Below are 18,958 nucleotides of genomic sequence, written 5' to 3'. Positions count from 1 at the left end.
TCGTTTTTTGCGAAAAATGATTGATTTACTCTTCTCCTGTGCTTTATAATGTGAATAAATTCATATGGTTTCACTCATATAATCGCGGGGATATGGCCCGCAAGTTTCTACCGGATTGCCATTAACCATCCGACTATGAGTGAGTAATGGGAAAGTCGCTCTTCTATTTGAGTGCACTAATTCCATATTCTTTCGGACATGTAGCCCAAAGATCATTATCTCACTCAATTTTTTGATGTGAGTTAATGACCTTTGGGCTTTTTATTATTTTATAAGGAGAATCTAACATGAGATTACTAGAGGAGAAAATCAACACCGACGGAAAGGTTCTTTCGGAAAATGTTTTAAAGGTTGATTCATTTTTGAACCACCAAATAGACCCGCAATTAATGCTTGAAATAGGAAAAGAGTTTGCAAGGATTTTTGCAGGTGATGGTATTACTAAGATCGTAACCATTGAATCTTCAGGAATTGCCCCTGCAGTTATGGCTGGTTTATATATGAATGTTCCTGTAATCTTCGCAAGAAAAAGAAAATCCTTGACACTAGTCGATGATTTATTAACTGCTTCAGTCCATTCGTTTACTAAAAATGAAACAAACGAAATTTCCATTTCAAAGAAATATGTAAATGAAAATGATAGAGTCCTAATCATTGATGACTTCCTTGCAAACGGGGAGGCTGCACTTGGTTTAGTAGATATTGTTCAAAAAAGCCGTGCAACAGTTGTTGGAATTGGCATTGTCATCGAGAAGTCCTTTCAACATGGCGCTCAAAAATTAAAGGACCTTGGTTTTAGGGTTGAATCTTTAGCACGGATTGCCTCGCTTTCAAACGGAAAAGTGTCATTTATAAATGAGAACGTGGAGGAATTAATCAAATGAAACAACATCCGTTTAAAATAGCCTCATTAGGAATTCAACATGTATTAGCCATGTACGCCGGAGCGGTAATCGTCCCACTTATCGTCGGTGGAGCACTTAAATTTACCGGAGAACAATTAACCTACTTGGTATCGATCGATATCTTAATGTGCGGAATTGCGACAATTTTACAAGTTTGGCAGAATCGCTTTTTCGGAATTGGTTTACCGATTGTACTTGGCTGTACGTTTACTGCAGTTGGACCAATGATTGCCATTGGTGGACAGTATGGTATTTCCGCTATTTATGGATCGATTCTTATCTCAGGACTTATCGTCATTATTATTTCTCAATTCTTTGGAAAATTAATTAAGTTCTTCCCACCTGTTGTGACTGGTTCGGTTGTAACCATAATCGGGATTACACTTATCCCTGTGGCAATGAATAACATCGCCGGTGGTCAAGGCAGCCCTGATTTTGGAAGCCTATCAAATATCAGTTTAGCTTTCGGAACTTTGCTATTTATCATCTTGCTCTATCGATTTACGAAAGGTTTTATTCGCTCCATTTCCATACTATTAGGATTAATTGGTGGTACTCTTGCGGCTTCTATTATGGGGAAAGTAAATTTCTCAGCGGTAGCTGATGCATCATGGTTCCATATGGTGAAGCCATTTTATTTTGGTACACCTACTTTTGAATGGACCCCGATTCTTACTATGACTCTCGTAGCAATTGTGAGCATGGTAGAATCAACAGGTGTATATTTCGCTCTAAGTGATATCACAGGAAAAAGAATAAATGAAAAGGATTTATCAAGAGGTTACCGTGCTGAAGGTCTCGCGAGTATAATCGGAGCTTTATTTAATGCTTTTCCATACACAACCTACTCTCAAAACGTGGGACTTGTTCAGCTATCAGGTGTAAAAAGCAAAAACGTCATTTATACCATGGGCGGGATGCTAGTATTTTTAGGGTTTATTCCTAAAATCGGGGCATTCACTACCGTTATTCCAACACCTGTCCTTGGTGGCGCAATGGTGGCAATGTTTGGAATGGTCATTGCTTACGGAATAAAAATGCTAGGAAATGTAGATTTTGCATCACAAGAAAATCTTTTAATCATTGCTTGTTCTGTCGGTATGGGGATGGGCGTAACTGCCGTACCAGATATGTTTTCCCACCTGCCAGAAGGCGTTAAAATCCTTACCAGCAGTGGAATTGTAACAGGAAGCCTTACTGCTATTTTTCTAAACATTGTTTTCAATGTTTCAAAGCCAACTAAGGTAAAGGAATTAAAAAATCATCAAAGTGCTGTTTAAATAACATCATATATCCAACACATTCCTCAGCACCATAATGGCTTTTATCAGAAACGACTAAAAATAACAGCTGAGGAAATAATCGTAAATGCGATGACAAATATTAGAGATCTTTATTTCAATGCCATAAAGATGATATTTACTCAGCATATAATAGGGTTATTACAAAACCATAAAAAATGAAAAAGACGCCAATCGTTAAAAAAATTACGATTAGCGTCTTCTTCATGTTATTTACAGATTTATTAGCATATGACGATTATCTTGGTAACATATCATGGTTAAAAGACAAACATCTTTCATCCTATGCAGAGGATTTTAAAAATTTTATCATTTCTTACTATAAGAAATAGAACTAAGTTTAATTAACTGCTAAATGAAAACTCCGATTGCACTTATCCCCCTCAAGGGACAGCCGACCCCACGTATCTTCATTGTACACTTAGTATCTAACAGAGGAAGTTTGACTACTGCAGACTAATTAAAGGTTAAAAGAGAATCTCCTTGTTGTTCCATTAAAGGGCGCTTTAATTGAATAAATGGGTGATACATATTAGACATGACTAATATGTATCACCCTTTATTTTTTATGTTTTTTTAGGATTTAGGTATTGATAAAATCGATCCGTCAGGTATAGGTAGATTAACTAACTCAGGAGACTTAGATGTAATTTCATTCTTGTGTCTTGTATAAGTTCTTACTTTATTATCAAACTTAGTCCAAATGGTACGAAAACCATCTAATTATAATTCGGTTATATAGTTATACAAAGTCCTTTTCATTATTCAATTTTGATCCACCTCCCATACACCTAATAAATTTCTTGTTTTATTGGAAGTCATCACTCCTTTCAAGCATTGTTGAGTTATTATTAATTCCATGTAAAGAAACATGCCATTGTGTTCTATTTACCTTGCCAATCTGATACCTTTAAACTGTAAATATTCTTAGGGGGAATGGTTACTATGGCAAATTTAAAAGATAAATTTACGATTGATGACATGAAGGCATTAGACCAAAGACTCAATCACATCTTCTATCAAGTAACCCATTATCAAACTAGATCAAACGCTGGGCTTACAGAACTTCAATTACTTGATACAATTGACCATTTATGTCGAATGTCAGGTATGCTGTGTGATGTAATTGAACAACAGTTAGAAGGGCATATAGAAACATCAGAACCGCATAGTTATATTAATAGAAAATTAGGGACTGTTGAAACTGGTATTAAAAATTTTTTAGAAATTAAGAAAATTGATTTAGATTAACTACAAGGTGGCTCATAAAGAGCTTCTTTTTTTCATCTCTTTTCAATTTATCTAGCACACTGTCAGACTCGTTTATGAATTGATTTAAGCCATTTTACTTAAATCTAATACAAATACACCCTAAACATTGTTTTCAATGTAACAAAGTCAACAAAGCAAATTAAGGCAGCAAATAATCAAATTTCCTCTTAATGAAAAAGAAATAGTAAAAAGACGATACTGATTTGGTATCGTCTTTGTTGTTTCTCGTTCAGGAAATGTATGTTACGAAACGCTAGAAATGGATCTAAATAATTTCAAAAAAGGCGATTCCATTCTAAAGCATCGCCTTAATCATTTCTAAGAGTTCAATTATGTTTCTTTTAGTTGTAGAACTTAAACCAGTGATGGTCGTAATATCAGTCCCTGTATTATCACTTCCTGAACCTGAATTTGTTTTAGTTACCGATATTGGAGAAATATTATTTGCACCACCAAAGTTTACGATCCCCCCAGAAATGGTCCCAATAGTAATACAATCATGATTGGTCGCCAACCAATCACCCCCTTCCACGCTTATTTACTATTATATGGACAAGGTTATTCGGTTGTTTAAGCATTTTCATTATTTATTTTTTAATGCTTCTTAATTTCAAAAAGAGCCACGTGTGAGGCCCATTTGTTTTTCATAATTATGTTTTTGGAGATTTGCATGCATCCTTTTCTAACTTGCAAATCCACTTATAAAATCCTAATAAGATAAGAAGCAAAAACGGATCAAGTATAGCTGCATGCCAAAGCTTCCACCAGCCGTAATGAAAGAATCCCCAAGGAGGAGGCAGCAAGGTAATGACTTCATATATCAAAATGGCAATAACAAAAATGGTAATAAAAAAAAATTGCTTAATAACTTTTGATTTATGAGGAAACCAATTTAAAAAAATCATATTAACAGCAGGAACTAAGAATAAATGTGGAAGCAATCCCGCCCAATCAATTTCATTGTCAAAATACCAGTATCCGTGGTATTTGAATTCAATAAACACATCGAAGATGACCTGTAATGAAATTGTAAATGACCAAATATGTACAATTTGATTAGCACTTAGTATTTTATTATTTTTGAAAGCAAAAAAATTAAATGTGATAATGGCAATTAGTAATCCAATCATATCTTTTTCCTTTTTATATTTAAAATACCCAAATAGTTAGGCATCCTATACTATTTCCAATAAAAATACAGTGTTTTTCTCATCAAAAATCTAGTCGAATCCTTAAAAATCTAGTATGATGTACTAATGTATTAATTCTTGACGAAGCGAGGATTACAAAAAATGAGCTTACTAAATGTAGAAAATTTAAGTCATACATTCGGAGACCGTACTTTATTTAAAGACGTTTCCTTTCGATTATTAGCTGAAGACCATGTGGGACTTGTTGGCGCCAATGGCGTCGGTAAATCAACATTAATGAATATTATTACTGGTCAATTGATTCACGATAGCGGTCGTGTAGAATGGACACCAGGTGTTCATTACGGTTATTTGGATCAGCATACGGTGCTGACAAAAGGAAGAACGATGCGTGACGTTCTTCGCGATGCTTTCCTCCCTCTTTTCGAAAAAGAAAAGGAACTAAATGAAGTAATCGCTCAAATGGCTGATGCCTCACCTGAAGAGCTAGAGGTTCTTTTAGAAAAAATGGGTGAAATCCAAGATGTCTTAGACGCTGGCGGATTCTATTCATTAGATATAAAAATTGAGGAAGCAGCACGCGGGTTGGGACTTGATGCAATTGGTTTAGACCGTGACGTCGCAGCACTTAGCGGCGGGCAGCGAACAAAGGTTCTTCTAGCTAAGCTTCTTTTGGAACAACCAAAAGTTCTTCTGCTCGATGAGCCGACCAACTACCTGGATGTTGAACATATTCGTTGGTTAACTTCTTATTTAAAAGAATACCCATATGCGTTTATCCTAATCTCTCATGATACTGAATTCATGAATCCTGTTTCCAATGTTATTTTTCAATTAGAATTTTCGAAGCTTACACGCTACACAGCAAGCTATGAGAAATTCTTAGAGTTAGCGGAAATTAATAAGAATCAGCATATTAATGCTTATGAGAAACAAATGGAATTCATTAAAAAACAAGAAGACTTTATTGCTAAAAACAAAGCACGCTATTCGACAACTGGCCGGGCAAAAAGCCGTCAGAAACAGTTGGACCGGATTGAACGGATTGACCGTCCAGAAACAGCGTTAAAGCCTACCTTCGGATTCAAAGAGTCTCGCAGCAGCAGTCGCTACGTTTTTGAGGCTAAGGATTTAGAAATCGGCTATTTAGAACCACTATTACCGAAAATGAGTATGACCATAGAACGTGGCGAAAAGGTCGCTATCATCGGTTGTAATGGGGTTGGTAAATCCACCCTTCTAAAAACGATGCTTGGTAAAATCGATCCGATCAATGGCAAGGTTGAACGTGGCGACTTCCTCTTCCCTTCTTATTTTGAACAGGAAGTAAAAGCAGGCGGCATTACACCGATTGATGAGGTTTGGAATGCCTTCCCATCCATGGATCAAAATCAAGTGCGTGCCGCTCTTGCCCGCTGTGGTTTGAAAAATGATCACATCTCTCGTCCAATGAATCAGCTAAGCGGTGGAGAACAAGCCAAGGTCCGACTTTGTAAGTTGATGATGAATGAAAGTAACTGGATCCTATTCGACGAGCCGACCAATCACCTTGATATTGATGCCAAGGCAGAACTAAAACGTGCTTTAAAAGAATACAAAGGAACTGTCGTCCTTGTCTGCCACGAACCAGACTTTTATGAAGATTGGGTAACAAAAGTATGGAATGTTGAAGAATGGTCACAACAGACAGTGTAAAGAAATATTGTTTAATTCCCCCTGCTCTAGCGGCAGGGGTTTTTTTATATTTTCATTACCTAACACCCTTCAATCTATATAACCGATGGATTTTTATTGAACAAATAGATAATTTGAATTTATTTTTACATATACCTCTCCTATAATATATAGGGTTAAGCAATTCTAAGTTATTTAAAATATACTATAGAGGTGTAAATTTTAATGAAAAAATGGATATCTGTCATTATGCTTGCTATACTTGTATTTTCGTTAGCTGCATGTGGCCAAAGTGATGAAAAAACAAATGAAGGTAAGAAAGAAACGACAACGAATGAAGTATTTAAAATTGGGGCAATTCCTGACCAAAATGCCGCCGATTTAGATAAAGGGATGACTGCCGTAGCTAAATACCTAAGCGAAAAGACTGGTATGAAAGTTGAATTTGTCCCGTCTGTTGATTATGCTGCACTAGTCACTGGTTTTCAACGCGGTGAAATTCATATGGCTTGGTTTGGCGGATTAACAAGTGTACAAGCCAGGAACCTTGTCCCTGAAGCAGAATCGATAGTACAACGACCACGTGACGCGGAATTCCATTCCGTATTTATCACCCAAACATCAGAAAATATTAATAAGCTTGAAGATCTAAAAGGAAAGTCATTCACTTTTGGCAGTGAAAGCTCAACATCTGGTCATTTAATGCCACGTTACTATTTATCAGAGGCTGGAATTGATGCCAATACAGACTTTGACGGCAAACCTAATTTCTCCGGTTCCCATGATACAACCTACAAATTAATTGAATCCGGTGCCTTTAAAGCGGGTGCACTAAATGAAGCAGTTTGGGAAGCAGCTGTAAAAGAAGGCAAAGTTGATACGAAAAAAGTTAAAGTATTCTATACAACTCCTGCTTACTACGACTATAACTGGACAATCAATAGCAATGTGGAGGAAGTCTTTGGTAAAGGTTCAAAGCAAAAAGTAAAAGACGCCCTTCTATCGATTACTGGCGAGCAAAAGGAAATTGCGGACTTATTCCAAACAGATAGCTTTGTGGAAACGAATAACGATAATTACAAAAAAATTGAACAAGTAGCAAAAGAATTACAGATTATTAAGTAGTAGGTGTCGTAGACATGACTTCAAAAATAATGATTGAAGCAAGAAATATATCGAAACACTTTGAGCGGAAGATAGCCATATCTTCCCTTTCTTTTTCTATTAAGCAAGGGGAATTGGTAGCGATAATTGGACCTAGCGGTGCAGGTAAAACAACGTTATTAAATTCAATTGCCGGCCTTGTGCCAATCCAAATTGGCGAGCTATTGATTGATAGAAAACCGATATCAGCCTATAAAAATGGGCATAAATTTGCAAAAAAGGTTGGTGTGATTCGTCAACAATTTGATTTGATTGGCTCAATCGCGGTTATCCATAATGTCCTGGCTGGCCGATTAGCTGATTGGGGACTTTTCAAATCCCTCTTGTCGTTACTTGTGCCACAAGAAAAAGAAATCGCCTTAAAAGCACTTGAAAGAGTGGGTCTTACTGATAAGATGTACGAAATTACCTCCACTTTATCTGGAGGCGAACAGCAGCGTGTCGCGATGGCGCGATTAATGGTCCAAAAACCTGAAGTAATTTTGGCTGACGAACCAGTTGCCTCCTTAGACCCTGCAAGAGCCGAAGATGTATTAGCTATGCTGATAAATATCGTTTCTGAGGAAAAACAAACGTTAATTGCCAGTTTGCATTCCGTCGAATATGCTCGTAAATATTTCACCAGAATCATCGCTCTTAAAAATGGTGAAATCCTTTTTGATTTGCCGACTGAAAAAGTAACGGATGATCTGTTAACCAACCTTTATCGACTAAAGGAGATAGGTTAAGATGTTGAGACGAAAATCAGTATTGGGTAGGTATAATCGCCTAATCCTTACATTACTATTGATGTCAGTTTTCGTATGGAGCTTATTTTCGATTCAATGGAATGACCACCTTTTCCATGCAGGCGGAATTCCGACGATACTGCAAATATTTGAAGGCCTAATTCAACCTGATTTGTCAGCAGAAGTATTGATCAACGGGCTCGAATCTGCCTGGATTACTCTTGCTTATGCTATTGCTGGAATGTCTCTTGCTGTAGTTTATGCACTGATTGTAGGGATTCTTGCATCTGGAACGTTAACCTCAGGCAGGGTTGCTCGTTTAACATCTAAAGTAATTTTTAGGGGTGTTTTAGGGTTTACTCGTTCGATTCATGAGTTAATATGGGCATGGCTTTTTGTTGCTGCTGTAGGTCTTTCCCCTTATGCGGCTATATTTGCTCTTGCTATTCCATATGGAGGAATTCTTGGCCGTATTTTTGCTGATATGTTAAATGATGTACCGGAGGAGCCCATCAAAGCATTAAAATCTACTGGTGCCTCAAGAATTCAAATCCTTATTTATGGCTACCTTCCATTGATTTGGGCAGATATGATCAGCTACACAATGTACCGTTTTGAGTGTGCGATTCGTTCTTCGGCCATTATGAGTTTTATCGGACTCGGAGGCTTAGGCTATCAAATTCAATTATCGCTCGCTGATTTGAAATATGATCAGGTATGGGCATATATATTTTTCCTGATTGCTCTCGTCTTGTTCGTGGATATATGGAGTAATTATGTTAGAAAAGGATTGACGGAACGAAAACGTCGGAACGGATTCAGTCCTGGATGGGGGTCCACCCTATTCACCATGCTATTAATCATCGGTTCATGGATATTTATTACCATAGGTGAGAATGCTGAGTTATTTGAATTGCTGTCGGATAAAAATATCGAGTATGCGAAGAAGTTTTTTGGCAGCCTATTAGGTTTAAATGATAAGCATCCTGCTTTCCTAAATGCTGAAAGCTGGTCTGCCGCATTAAAGCTCACTCTTGAAACACTGGAAATGAGTATCATGGCCATCGGATTTGCGACGGTTGCTGCCTTTTTAACTGTTATTCCAGCAGCTAGAAATATAGCAAATGGAAGTTTAACTTCATCAAAGAGATGGTATAGTTGGATTCTTTATGGATTCGTCCGAATCACTTATATCTTTTCACGTGCCGTTCCTGAGTTGGTTTGGGCAATGTTGATTATTTTTATTTTTAAACCAGGGTTATTGCCAGGAGCAATCGCACTTGCACTCCATAACTTTGGGATACTCGGTAAGCTTTGGGCCGAGGTAATTGAGGATATGGACCCTCGACCAATCCGTAATTTAGCATCCGCAGGTGCCTCCAAAATCCAGATCTTCTTCTACGGGATCTTGCCAAGTGTCTTACCTAGATTTCTTACCTATATTTTATATCGTTGGGAAGTCATTATGAGGACAACGATAGTTGTCGGTTTTGTCGGTGCAGGCGGCCTTGGAATGGAGTTTAAGCTCGCGATGAGTTATTTCCACTATACTGAAATCACCCTGTTACTTCTTTGTTATATGATTCTCGTCGTCATCGCTGACTTTGCTTCAGAAAGTACGAGAAAGGCAGTAAAATAAGATGCTCGCAAAGAACTATTCAATGGTATCCACAATAAAAAGAACACCGTTCCTTCGAAAGGAACGGTGTTCTTTTAGTATTAATCATTGATATCCGTTTGACATGCTCTGCTAGCTAATCGCTATCAAACTTCTAAGTATCTGATATGATCCAATTTAGCCTGTGTTATCAACCCTAACTGCATACTATTTCCATCAAAGGAAATAATTGATGAATGAGGCTTGTATTTCTACGAACATTTCAATTATCCTATTGATAGGAAGAAGTAAGTAATATCAACGACTTCAAAAGTCATCAAGGGGTGAAAATTCTTTGCAAACTAAGTCCGCTTTACCGATTTTATTTATAGTTATGTTTTTGGTGATGGTGGGATTTGGAATTATCATTCCAGTGTTACCTTTCTATGCTGAAGAAATTGGAGCGAATCCAACCGAATTAGGATTATTAATGGCAGTTTATTCGCTCATGCAGCTCATTTTCGCTCCGATATGGGGGCAAGTTTCCGACCGAATTGGGCGGAAGCCAGTCATGATGATTGGAATTGCAGGTCTTGGTCTCTCTTTTCTAATTCAAGCATTGTCTACGGAGCTTTGGATGTTATTTGCGGCAAGAATTATCGGTGGCATTCTTTCCTCTGCCAATATGCCAACAGCCATGGCATATGTTGCAGATATCACCACGGAAGAAAATCGCGGCAAAGGAATGGGGATAATTGGTGCAGCAACCGGCTTAGGCTTTGTTTTTGGTCCGGCAATCGGTGGGATTTTCTCAAAATTTAGCTTGAATATGCCCTTTTATCTTGCAAGTGGATCTTCGTTCATCACCTTAATTCTTGTTTTTATTTTGCTAAAAGAATCAAAACAGAAAAAAGAATCGGTTAGCAAAGAAAAACCCTCTTTTGGGAAGGCGTTTAGTGGTACTGTTACCGTACTATATTTGGTGCAATTATTAATTTCCTTATCACTTTCTGGTTTGGAAGCAACGTTTGCCTACTTTGCCGCTAAAAAGGCAGATTTGGGCGCCACTCAACTTGGATACATTTTTATGATCATGGGGTTTGCAAGTGCGATCGTCCAAGGTGGTCTGGTCGGTAGATTGACCAAGAAATACGGTGAAAAGGTTGTAATTCAGTGCGGAATCATTGTTTCTGCACTTGGATTTGGTTTGATTTTATTAGTAAATAGTTTTGCAACTGCAGCCATTTTTTTAACTATTTTTGGACTAGGAAATGGCGTAATTCGTCCTAGTGTTTCTTCACTAATTACGAAGACGTCAACGGCAGGTTATGGAAGTTCAACTGGGCTTTTATCATCCTTTGATTCTCTAGGCAGGATTATTGGGCCGCCACTTGGAGGATGGCTGTTTTCGATGGCAATGGGCCTCCCTTATATCTCAGGTGCGATTATTTCAATTGCAGCATTTATCCTATTTCTACTTTTTCGCCCACAGATCGATACCGTGAAAATAACAAATATTCAAAACTAATCAATTGGAATATGTTTTTAGGACATGCATAAAATGGGTTACGAGGATGTAAGTAAAAAGGAGCCCAGTTTATGAAATTAAAAAACGTTCTATGTATTTGTCTCCTGTTGGTAACCTTAGGATTTGCAGCTTATCTTGATTCACCCTACTCATTTATTAATAAAGACTATGCCTATTCTGCCGATCAACCTGTGATGGCACAGCCAGTAGAAGTTGAGCCTTCTAACGATATTCCAGTATTGGAGGAAAAACTAGAGAAAATCGAAAAAGTAGATGGCTATATCGTAGAAACGTACCAGGAGTATGAGGTATATAAAGACAAAGATGGGAATGTACTAAAGAGTGAGCCTACTGGAAAAACAGATACGCTGCAATATTGGGATGATGATCAACAATAAAGACCGCTAATGTCAGCGGTCTTTGTTGTTGAGAAGATTTATCGCTTTTCCAAATCCGTGGATATAGGTTTAGTAAAAGTTAAGTACTCAAACAAATGGAATAAGGCAAGGTGAGGTATCCTGCAAAAGTTAATGGCTATTTTAATTGGGAGCCTATTAATAGGGATTGGGGTTAATGCATTTTTAATCCCTCATCATTTACTAGATGGCGGGATCATCGGCATATCACTCATTCTCCATTATTATTTCGATTTTCAAACGGGCTTATGTGTAATTTTATTTAGTATGCCTCTGTGTATCTATGCATGGTTCCGAGAACGGAACTACTTTTACAGTAGCTTTCATGGTCTAATGGTTTCCTCATTTTTTATTGATATACTGGCTCCTTTACAAAATCATTTTCCACTCCCTATTATTATTAGTGCAATAATCGGTGGAACACTAGGCGGACTGGGTGTTGGATTAATGCTTCGCTATCAGACAAGCACAGCAGGTACAGAATTGTTAGCGCATTTCTTAGCAAAATCCTTTTCTTTTAATATCGGAGTCATTATCTTGGTTGTCGATGGTTTAGTCTTATTATCAGGGTTTAGAGTGCTCGGATCACAAAGTTTCTTCTATTCCATACTAACTATACTTTCTTTTGGATTCATCACATCATTACTGGTAAAAAATTATAAAAGTGATGCATTTTGATTAATAAGTTCATTTTTCAGAAGGTATGCTGGTTTGTTATTTGAGATTGAAGTTATTTTTTTATCAACTTTGTCATAATCTTTTCATTTCATCTTTCCGTATATTTTTTCCGCGTAACTTCCAAATCGTACATTTGTATTTTTTCTTCTTTGTTCCATTACTTTTTCAAACTGCAGCTGTTTACGCGTTAATTTTTCTTGCAACCTAGCGATTTCTTCGTCATCGGTTGCGACAGAGATTAAATCATTTAAGGTGATCAATTCTTTTCTTAAATCAACTTGATCTGAAATGTACCCAGCATTCTTAAGCATGCGGTAGCCCATTTTCATTTCAGCGCTCATCCCTGGCAGTTCATCACTTAAATCCAATGGTTTTCCCATTCCAGGTAGATTTTCAAACTCCTTATTTTTTATCGCTTCTTTTATTTTATCTTCTGCAATTCTTGAAAATAGGTCCATGACAAGTCCCCCCTTTTTATTTTTATTTTACCCTATGTAAATGTTATACGGAATGACAAAACAAACAACAACATGATTCGATTTTTATCTGATTGATAAAAAGACTCTAATCAAAATATATTGCTTAAAACAAATTCAACTTTCCTCTAAACAGAACAAATGTTTTATAGTATATTAAATATGTTGTGGTGTTTTGTAAAATACCATAAATAACATATAGAGGTGAAATAAAAGTGAACGGAACGGCACATGCAGCAATAGGAGCAGCAACAGGTTTTATAGTTGCGAACACTTTCCATACCTCCCCTTCAACCACACTCTTTCTAGTCGGATTAGGTGGTATTTCAGGCTTAATCCCCGATCTCGATATAGACGGGAAGCTTCGGGGCAAAATCACCTTATCTCATAAGGTGATTCGGATAGTGGGACAGTTAATTGGAATACTGATGGTCTTTTATAGTTTTTATGAAGGAACTACTCGTGAGAAGTGGATTGGTTTAGGAATTGGAATGGGGTTGATGATTGCAGCCTCATTGATCAAGCAAAAGCACATGTTAACGATCACAGGAATCGGTGTAATTGCAGGCGGATTCTCCTTAACAGAAATTTGGTTAATACTGCTTGGGATTTATATCTTAATCGCGTCTCTAGTATCACACCGAAGCTATACCCATTCCATATTAGGGGTTGTTTTCTTCGGAATTATTGCTTCTAAATTAGAAAGATCCCTAGGAATTGACGGCGTTTTCTACACCTGTCTTGCTGGATACATAAGTCATTTGATTGCAGATTTTAAAATCTTACCGTTCAATAAACGGGGGATTAAGCTTTTTTTACCTGTTTCATCGAAAGAAATTTAATAAAGTAGCATTAAATTTTTTTCGTATATCAGGTTATTTAGTAATAATTATATTTTGAAGAAAGTACCCATGCCTTTCATTGTGTTCGCCAGATATTTATGGTTGATCTTTTTTAGTACTTAAATTACTCATGGCTAATAAATATAACGTATTCCAGATTTTTCGTTAGACGAACTAATAGAATAAGAGTATAGTAGTCTCCATGAGTCTTGGATTATAGGAGGCCTTTTATGTTTGGTATATCCTTACCGCAATCTTTTTTACAGATGAATACCATTTTTATTTCGATCTTAATTGAAGCCCTGCCATTCGTGACATTAGGTGTACTAATTTCAGGGATCATTCAAATATTTGTAACCGAGGAAATGATTGCAAAAATCATGCCTAAAAATAAAGTACTAGCTGTAATCTTTGCTAGTTTCTTAGGTATTCTATTCCCTTCATGTGAATGTGGGATTGTGCCTATCGTTAGCAGGCTTGTTTCAAAAGGAGTTCCGATTTCAGCGGGGATTGCATTTATGCTGACAGCTCCGATCATCAATCCAGTTGTCTTATTTGCAACTTTTATTGCATTCGGCAGTGACTGGAAGATGGCGTTATACCGTGCGTTGGGAGCAATCATTGTAGCTATTGTAGTAGGGATTTTGATCGCTTTTCGATATAAAGGGAGCCCTTTTAAAGAGCATTTCCATATTCATCATTCTGATGGAAAATCGACCCCATTTTTCAAAAAGATCTGGTTGACCTTGGAACATGCTGTTGAAGAATTTTTCTCCATGGGTAAATATTTAATTATCGGGTCACTAATTGCCGCAGCCGTTCAAACATATATTAAGACATCGACTCTTGTTTCGATTGGTCAGGGACAAGCATCATCTTCCATCGTGATGATGACTCTCTCTTTTATTCTTTCTCTTTGCTCCGAAGCAGATGCATTTATCGCTTCATCTTTTAGAACGACATTTTCAACTGGTTCATTATTAGCGTTTCTTGTGTTTGGGCCAATGGTGGATATAAAAAATTTAATGATGATGCTTGCAACGTTTAAAAAGCGGCTAGTTTTTATGATTGTTTCTACCGTTTTCGCTGTTGTATTTGTATACTCTTTGTTGTTTTAAGGAGTGGGAACTATGATAAGAAGCTTAATATTAATTGGTTTTACTTATTTAATCTTTCAAATGCATCTTACAGGGGATATTAATAAATATATCAACATGAAATATTCTTATCTTTCTGCAACTGCTGGTTATGCTTTACTTGTATTAACGATTGTCCAAATCTTTATGCTCAGTAAAGGCGAGTCAAAAGATGCTGGCTGTGATCATGATCATTGTGGGCATAATCATTCAAAAGAGAATAAATGGTATAAAAAAGTTTTCATATATCCAATTTTCGCCTTTCCAATTATTTCAGGATTATTTTTTCCAATTGCAACACTTGATTCAAATATTGTAAAAGCAAAAGGATTTCATTTTCCCATTTACGATGAAGGAAAAGGCGATTCCTTTATGCAACAGCAATTTTTGCGACCAGATACAAGTGTGTATTATGGGAAAGAAGATTATGATGTGTTAATGAAAAAGGAAAAGAAAAAGTATGTAAATAAAGAAACGATTGTCTTGAATGATAAGAATTATTTAAAAGGTATGGAAACTATTTATAACTTCCCTGGTGATTTTCTTGGAAAAGAAATCGAGTTTAAAGGTTTTGTTTTCAATGATTCAGAAACAATAAATAAGAACCAGATATTTGTGTTCCGCTTTGGTGTGATCCATTGTATTGCAGATTCAGGTGTCTTCGGATTGTTAGTTGAAATGCCTGATGGCAAGAAATTTAAAAACGATGAATGGGTAACTGTAAAAGGAAAAATATCAACAATCTATTATCAACCTTTTAAAACAAACATTCCCTATTTAAAGGTAGAAGATTGGTCGACTACTTCTGCTCCTAAAGAAGAGTATGTTTTTAGAGGATATTAAAAGAGCCACCGAATTCGGTGGCTCTTTCTACTTGAAAACCTGAATTCAGAACGACAACTTGAATTCAGGTTTGACCTTTTTGTGATTTTTCGTTCGAGGAATATTACTCTAAAATAGATGGTTTTAGTGCCTCAAGATTGTTTTTCATAACATCAATAAAGTCTAAACCTTTTTCTTGCTCTTCTTTAGTTAATCCTTCTAATGGATTTAAAACTTCAGTTGTAGCACCTATTTCATTAGCTAATGTCTGAGCCACTTTAGAAGAAGTAAGTCCCTCAAAATAAATTACCTTTACATTTTTCTTCTTCGTTACTTCTGCTAATTCCTTCAATTTCCCTAGGGTTGGTTCTACATCTGGGGATAATCCAGCTATCGGAATTTGAGTTAACCCGTATTGTTTTGCTAAATATCCAAATGCTGCATGTTGTGTTACAAATTCTTTTTTCTTCGCCTTATCAATTGTCTCCTTGTACAAGTGATCTAAATCAGCAAGTTGGGATTTAAAATTCTCTGCATTCCTTTCATACTGATTTTTATTGTTTGAATCTAGCTTTTCAATTGCTTTAGCAATTGTGTCGACCTCTTGCTGGGCTAACACGGGTGAAAGCCAAACATGGGGGTCTTTTGAAGATGCATGATCAGAATGATGTTCCTCCTCTGATTCTAATGCATTCATCAATTCAATCCCTTTTGAAGCTTCTACAACAGTTAAATTTGAATCATTAATACTCTTTAATACTTTTTCAGTCCAGCTTTCAAAGTATCGGCTATTGTATATAAACATATCTGCATCTTGAATTTTTGCCATATCTTTTGCAGTTGGCTCCCAGTCATGTGGTTCTGCACCGTTCGGAATTAATAACTCAACATTTGCTGAATTGCCAGCCACTTTTTGGGTAAAATAATACATTGGATAAAACGTGGTGACAATTTGTAATTTTTTTGTACCTCCACTACCTTTTTCTCCTTTTGTCTGAACGGCATTGGAACAGCCGCTTATCATCATAAGAAAAATAATTAAAGCGCATATAAGTCTTTTCATGATCTTTTTTCCTCTCCATACTAGTTTTTAATTAGGAATTATTACGATTTAAAACGAATAATTATTCCATATAATATTAGTTTATTAGATTTAACAAATCGTAATCGTTACGAATTGTATCTTATAACGATTCATTCTTTATGTCAATATGAAATTTAATGAAATATTCTCAGATAAGTGCATATCAATATGAATGGGATGATAGATTTGAGGAGGTAATTTGCTATGGCCTATTTAAATAAGCTGCTAAAGGATATCATTTGTATTCTATTATTTGGTTTATTCTTGATTCTCTTTCTTTTTGCTGAGGAAATTAAAAATATCTCTTTTTTTAATAGAATCCCAAGTTCTTTTTTTAATATCAATACGATTTTCCTGAGTATTATTTTAGAAGCTATTCCTTTTATTTTGTTAGGAGTATTTGTATCAGCCATTATTCAATCATTTGTATCTGAAAATGCAATTCGAAAGATGTTACCTCGTAATGCCTATTTAGCCGTAATACCCGCTGCATTGCTGGGAATAATCTTTCCCATTTGTGAATGTGCCATCGTTCCTGTGGTTCGCAGGTTAATAAAGAAAGGCATGCCATCCCACGTAGGCGTTGTGTTTATGCTTAGTGCTCCGATCTTAAACCCTGTCGTCTATGCGTCTACCTACTTTGCTTTTAAGAGTACACCCTATATTGCCAATGCCAGGATGGTTGTAGGATTTATTAGTTCAATCATTATTGGATTAATCATTTACCGACGATTTAAGGGGGAAAATATTCTTAAAACAGTTAATGATGGTCCTCATGATGACCATCATCACCACCATACAAAAGGAAATAAACTTTTAGAAACCTTATATCATGCAAGTGATGAATTATTTGATACTGGAAAATATTTATTCATAGGAGCCTTCCTTGCAAGTTTATTTCAGACTTTTTTAGATCGCAATGTTCTCTTATCCATTGGGACAAGCACAAACTTAGCACCAGTGGTTATGATGGGGTTTGGCTATGTCCTTTCGGTGTGTTCTTCAGCGGATGCCTTTGTTGCTTCTTCATTCGGTTCTACCTTTACGGAAGGATCAATCCTTGCTTTTCTAGTCTTCGGCCCAATGATTGATATTAAAAACACTTTAATGTTGTTCGGGTATTTTAAGAAACGGTTTGTACTTTTCTTACTAATAGTAACTCCAGTTGTCGTCTATTTGTCCGTCTATATATTTCAGCTATTTTTTATTTAGGAGATGCTTTTATGAAGAAGACAAATGAAGTCTATAATTTCTCCTTCCATCACCTTATTAGGGGAATCATATTAATTGGATTTATGTTGCTTCTATTTAAATTACTTCTAACCGGTAATATTACACTTCTGATTGCACCGAAAATGATTCGTTTTCTTTACTTTACTTTATTTGTCTTACTTATTCTGGGTGTTCTTTTGGTTATCCGAGGAACTTCGGATCATAAACATTCTTATCATTGTGATTGTGACGGGAATCATTCTTATCCTACTTCAACAGGTAAAAGTCTATTCCTTTATTTATTATTTGTTATTCCTATAAGCACGGGCTTTCTTTTTGCAAACAATGTGCTGGATAGCTCCGTGGCGATGAACAGAACCATTAAACTTGGATCAAATTCTCAAGATACAAATCAAATCAAGACGGTTAAAAACAATAATAAACCGGAAAAATTAAATTCTACAAATAATAAGAATAAATCGAATTCCACGTCAAATACCAATGACTATCTCGATAATCAACCTGAGCCATTAACAGTAAAGGAATACGACAATTTAAAAAATGACTTGTTAAAGTCAAAGATAATAAATATTAATGATCAGCTTTATGTTCCAATGATGAGTATCATCCAAGATAATCTACCAAGTATGATTGGTAAAACGGTTTCAACAAAAGGATTTGTTTATAGGGAAAAGAATTTCATGCAAAATCAAATCATAGTTGCGCGATTTGGAATTTCTTGTTGTGTTGCAGATGCTTCAGTCTATGGAATTATGGCAAGTGGTAATTTAGCAGCCTTACCGAAAGATAAATGGGTACAAGTAACTGGTTTAATTGGGCAAACCCAATATGATGGTGGTACGATCCCTATGATAAAAATAAAGCAGATTTCAAAAATTGCTGCTCCAAAGCAGCCTTATGTATTTGATGTTGGAGTGAAGATTGATTAAACACAAAAAAAGAGACTCACTG

At 36.2% G+C, this 18,958-nt stretch carries 19 protein-coding genes and 1 riboswitch; of the genes, 15 read left to right on the top strand and 4 right to left on the bottom strand.

From position 1 onward, the window contains the following. Positions 1-54 precede the first annotated feature (54 nt). A riboswitch (purine riboswitch) is annotated at positions 55-156 on the top strand. A gap of 131 nt (positions 157-287) precedes the next feature. The 3 genes from COE25_RS27475 (at position 288) to COE25_RS27465 (ending at position 3,457) form a co-directional block, all read left to right on the top strand. Continuing rightward, positions 288-884, top strand: coding sequence for a xanthine phosphoribosyltransferase (locus COE25_RS27475; protein ID WP_088087709.1), 597 nt, complete (start codon positions 288-290; stop codon positions 882-884). After that, entirely contained in the window at positions 881-2,185 is a 1,305-nt protein-coding gene (locus COE25_RS27470) for a nucleobase:cation symporter-2 family protein (protein ID WP_098934901.1), read from the top strand. Before COE25_RS27475 ends, COE25_RS27470 begins: the two co-directional genes overlap by 4 nt. Positions 2,186-3,151: 966 nt before the next feature. Beyond that, positions 3,152-3,457, top strand: coding sequence for a hypothetical protein (locus COE25_RS27465; protein ID WP_098934900.1), 306 nt, complete (start codon positions 3,152-3,154; stop codon positions 3,455-3,457). Positions 3,458-3,773: 316 nt separating this feature from the next. On the opposite strand, the gene COE25_RS27460 is transcribed toward COE25_RS27465, so the two are convergent. Together COE25_RS27460 and COE25_RS27455 are read right to left on the bottom strand one after the other, a co-directional pair. Then, on the bottom strand, positions 3,774-3,992 hold the full coding sequence (locus COE25_RS27460; protein WP_088087712.1) for a spore germination protein: 219 nt from the start codon (positions 3,990-3,992) through the stop codon (positions 3,774-3,776). Between the two features lie 136 nt (positions 3,993-4,128). Next, positions 4,129-4,608 carry a hypothetical protein gene (locus tag COE25_RS27455; RefSeq protein WP_088087713.1) on the bottom strand — a complete coding sequence of 160 codons (480 nt, stop codon included), beginning with the start codon at positions 4,606-4,608 and terminating at the stop codon, positions 4,129-4,131. A gap of 162 nt (positions 4,609-4,770) precedes the next feature. On the opposite strand from COE25_RS27455, the gene COE25_RS27450 reads away from it, so the two are divergent. From COE25_RS27450 to COE25_RS27420, 7 genes are all read left to right on the top strand, one after another. After that, positions 4,771-6,324: an ABC-F family ATP-binding cassette domain-containing protein gene (locus COE25_RS27450; protein ID WP_098934899.1), complete on the top strand. Its 1,554-nt coding sequence runs from the start codon at positions 4,771-4,773 to the stop codon at positions 6,322-6,324. 204 nt (positions 6,325-6,528) lie between these two features. After that, positions 6,529-7,428, top strand: coding sequence for a putative selenate ABC transporter substrate-binding protein (locus COE25_RS27445; RefSeq protein WP_088087715.1), 900 nt, complete (start codon positions 6,529-6,531; stop codon positions 7,426-7,428). A gap of 14 nt (positions 7,429-7,442) precedes the next feature. Then, a complete protein-coding gene (locus tag COE25_RS27440) occupies positions 7,443-8,195 on the top strand; it encodes a phosphonate ABC transporter ATP-binding protein (protein WP_098934898.1) in 753 nt (250 codons plus the stop codon). Position 8,196: 1 nt separating this feature from the next. Continuing rightward, the gene (locus COE25_RS27435; RefSeq protein ID WP_098934897.1) at positions 8,197-9,834 is read left to right on the top strand and encodes a PhnE/PtxC family ABC transporter permease; all 1,638 of its coding nucleotides are present in this window, start codon (positions 8,197-8,199) and stop codon (positions 9,832-9,834) included. Between the two features lie 313 nt (positions 9,835-10,147). After that, complete coding sequence (locus COE25_RS27430; protein WP_088087718.1) at positions 10,148-11,320, top strand: MFS transporter; 1,173 nt, start codon at positions 10,148-10,150, stop codon at positions 11,318-11,320. Between the two features lie 71 nt (positions 11,321-11,391). Then, positions 11,392-11,718 carry a hypothetical protein gene (locus tag COE25_RS27425; RefSeq protein ID WP_088087719.1) on the top strand — a complete coding sequence of 109 codons (327 nt, stop codon included), beginning with the start codon at positions 11,392-11,394 and terminating at the stop codon, positions 11,716-11,718. A gap of 132 nt (positions 11,719-11,850) precedes the next feature. Next, complete coding sequence (locus COE25_RS27420; RefSeq protein WP_179195844.1) at positions 11,851-12,414, top strand: YitT family protein; 564 nt, start codon at positions 11,851-11,853, stop codon at positions 12,412-12,414. Between the two features lie 83 nt (positions 12,415-12,497). On the opposite strand, the gene COE25_RS27415 is transcribed toward COE25_RS27420, so the two are convergent. Further along, positions 12,498-12,872, bottom strand: a complete 375-nt coding sequence (locus COE25_RS27415; protein WP_098934896.1) for a DnaJ family domain-containing protein — start codon at positions 12,870-12,872, stop codon at positions 12,498-12,500. 233 nt (positions 12,873-13,105) lie between these two features. Between COE25_RS27415 and COE25_RS27410 the strand changes: the two genes are divergently transcribed. From COE25_RS27410 to COE25_RS27400, 3 genes are all read left to right on the top strand, one after another. Further along, entirely contained in the window at positions 13,106-13,732 is a 627-nt protein-coding gene (locus tag COE25_RS27410) for a metal-dependent hydrolase (RefSeq protein ID WP_088087721.1), read from the top strand. Between the two features lie 230 nt (positions 13,733-13,962). Then, positions 13,963-14,850: a permease gene (locus COE25_RS27405; RefSeq protein WP_088087722.1), complete on the top strand. Its 888-nt coding sequence runs from the start codon at positions 13,963-13,965 to the stop codon at positions 14,848-14,850. Between the two features lie 12 nt (positions 14,851-14,862). Next, complete coding sequence (locus COE25_RS27400; protein ID WP_098934895.1) at positions 14,863-15,711, top strand: TIGR03943 family putative permease subunit; 849 nt, start codon at positions 14,863-14,865, stop codon at positions 15,709-15,711. Positions 15,712-15,814: 103 nt separating this feature from the next. On the opposite strand, the gene COE25_RS27395 is transcribed toward COE25_RS27400, so the two are convergent. Beyond that, complete coding sequence (locus tag COE25_RS27395; protein WP_088087724.1) at positions 15,815-16,753, bottom strand: metal ABC transporter substrate-binding protein; 939 nt, start codon at positions 16,751-16,753, stop codon at positions 15,815-15,817. Between the two features lie 225 nt (positions 16,754-16,978). On the opposite strand from COE25_RS27395, the gene COE25_RS27390 reads away from it, so the two are divergent. Together COE25_RS27390 and COE25_RS27385 are read left to right on the top strand one after the other, a co-directional pair. Continuing rightward, positions 16,979-17,986: a permease gene (locus tag COE25_RS27390; RefSeq protein ID WP_098934894.1), complete on the top strand. Its 1,008-nt coding sequence runs from the start codon at positions 16,979-16,981 to the stop codon at positions 17,984-17,986. Positions 17,987-17,997: 11 nt separating this feature from the next. Then, positions 17,998-18,936 (top strand): TIGR03943 family putative permease subunit, encoded by a 939-nt coding sequence (locus tag COE25_RS27385; RefSeq protein WP_098934893.1) that lies wholly within the window; start codon positions 17,998-18,000, stop codon positions 18,934-18,936. Positions 18,937-18,958: the final 22 nt, after the last annotated feature.

It is taken from the genome of Bacillus sp. AFS031507 (assembly GCF_002584635.1).
Taxonomy (GTDB): Bacteria; Bacillota; Bacilli; order Bacillales; family Cytobacillaceae; genus Neobacillus.
Note: the sequence above shows the minus strand (reverse complement) of the source record. Positions and strands in the feature narration are given on the sequence as shown.

Bases quoted from the DNA above. Each gene is read 5' to 3' on its own strand.
- COE25_RS27475 (WP_088087709.1), top strand. From the start codon at position 288: ATGAGATTACTAGAGGAGAAAATCAACACCGACGGAAAGGTTCTTTCG.
- COE25_RS27470 (WP_098934901.1), top strand. From the start codon at position 881: ATGAAACAACATCCGTTTAAAATAGCCTCATTAGGAATTCAACATGTA.
- COE25_RS27465 (WP_098934900.1), top strand. From the start codon at position 3,152: ATGGCAAATTTAAAAGATAAATTTACGATTGATGACATGAAGGCATTA.
- COE25_RS27455 (WP_088087713.1), bottom strand. From the start codon at position 4,608: ATGATTGGATTACTAATTGCCATTATCACATTTAATTTTTTTGCTTTC.
- COE25_RS27450 (WP_098934899.1), top strand. From the start codon at position 4,771: ATGAGCTTACTAAATGTAGAAAATTTAAGTCATACATTCGGAGACCGT.
- COE25_RS27445 (WP_088087715.1), top strand. From the start codon at position 6,529: ATGAAAAAATGGATATCTGTCATTATGCTTGCTATACTTGTATTTTCG.
- COE25_RS27440 (WP_098934898.1), top strand. From the start codon at position 7,443: ATGACTTCAAAAATAATGATTGAAGCAAGAAATATATCGAAACACTTT.
- COE25_RS27435 (WP_098934897.1), top strand. From the start codon at position 8,197: ATGTTGAGACGAAAATCAGTATTGGGTAGGTATAATCGCCTAATCCTT.
- COE25_RS27425 (WP_088087719.1), top strand. From the start codon at position 11,392: ATGAAATTAAAAAACGTTCTATGTATTTGTCTCCTGTTGGTAACCTTA.
- COE25_RS27420 (WP_179195844.1), top strand. From the start codon at position 11,851: ATGGCTATTTTAATTGGGAGCCTATTAATAGGGATTGGGGTTAATGCA.
- COE25_RS27415 (WP_098934896.1), bottom strand. From the start codon at position 12,872: ATGGACCTATTTTCAAGAATTGCAGAAGATAAAATAAAAGAAGCGATA.
- COE25_RS27405 (WP_088087722.1), top strand. From the start codon at position 13,963: ATGTTTGGTATATCCTTACCGCAATCTTTTTTACAGATGAATACCATT.
- COE25_RS27400 (WP_098934895.1), top strand. From the start codon at position 14,863: ATGATAAGAAGCTTAATATTAATTGGTTTTACTTATTTAATCTTTCAA.
- COE25_RS27395 (WP_088087724.1), bottom strand. From the start codon at position 16,753: ATGAAAAGACTTATATGCGCTTTAATTATTTTTCTTATGATGATAAGC.
- COE25_RS27390 (WP_098934894.1), top strand. From the start codon at position 16,979: ATGGCCTATTTAAATAAGCTGCTAAAGGATATCATTTGTATTCTATTA.
- COE25_RS27385 (WP_098934893.1), top strand. From the start codon at position 17,998: ATGAAGAAGACAAATGAAGTCTATAATTTCTCCTTCCATCACCTTATT.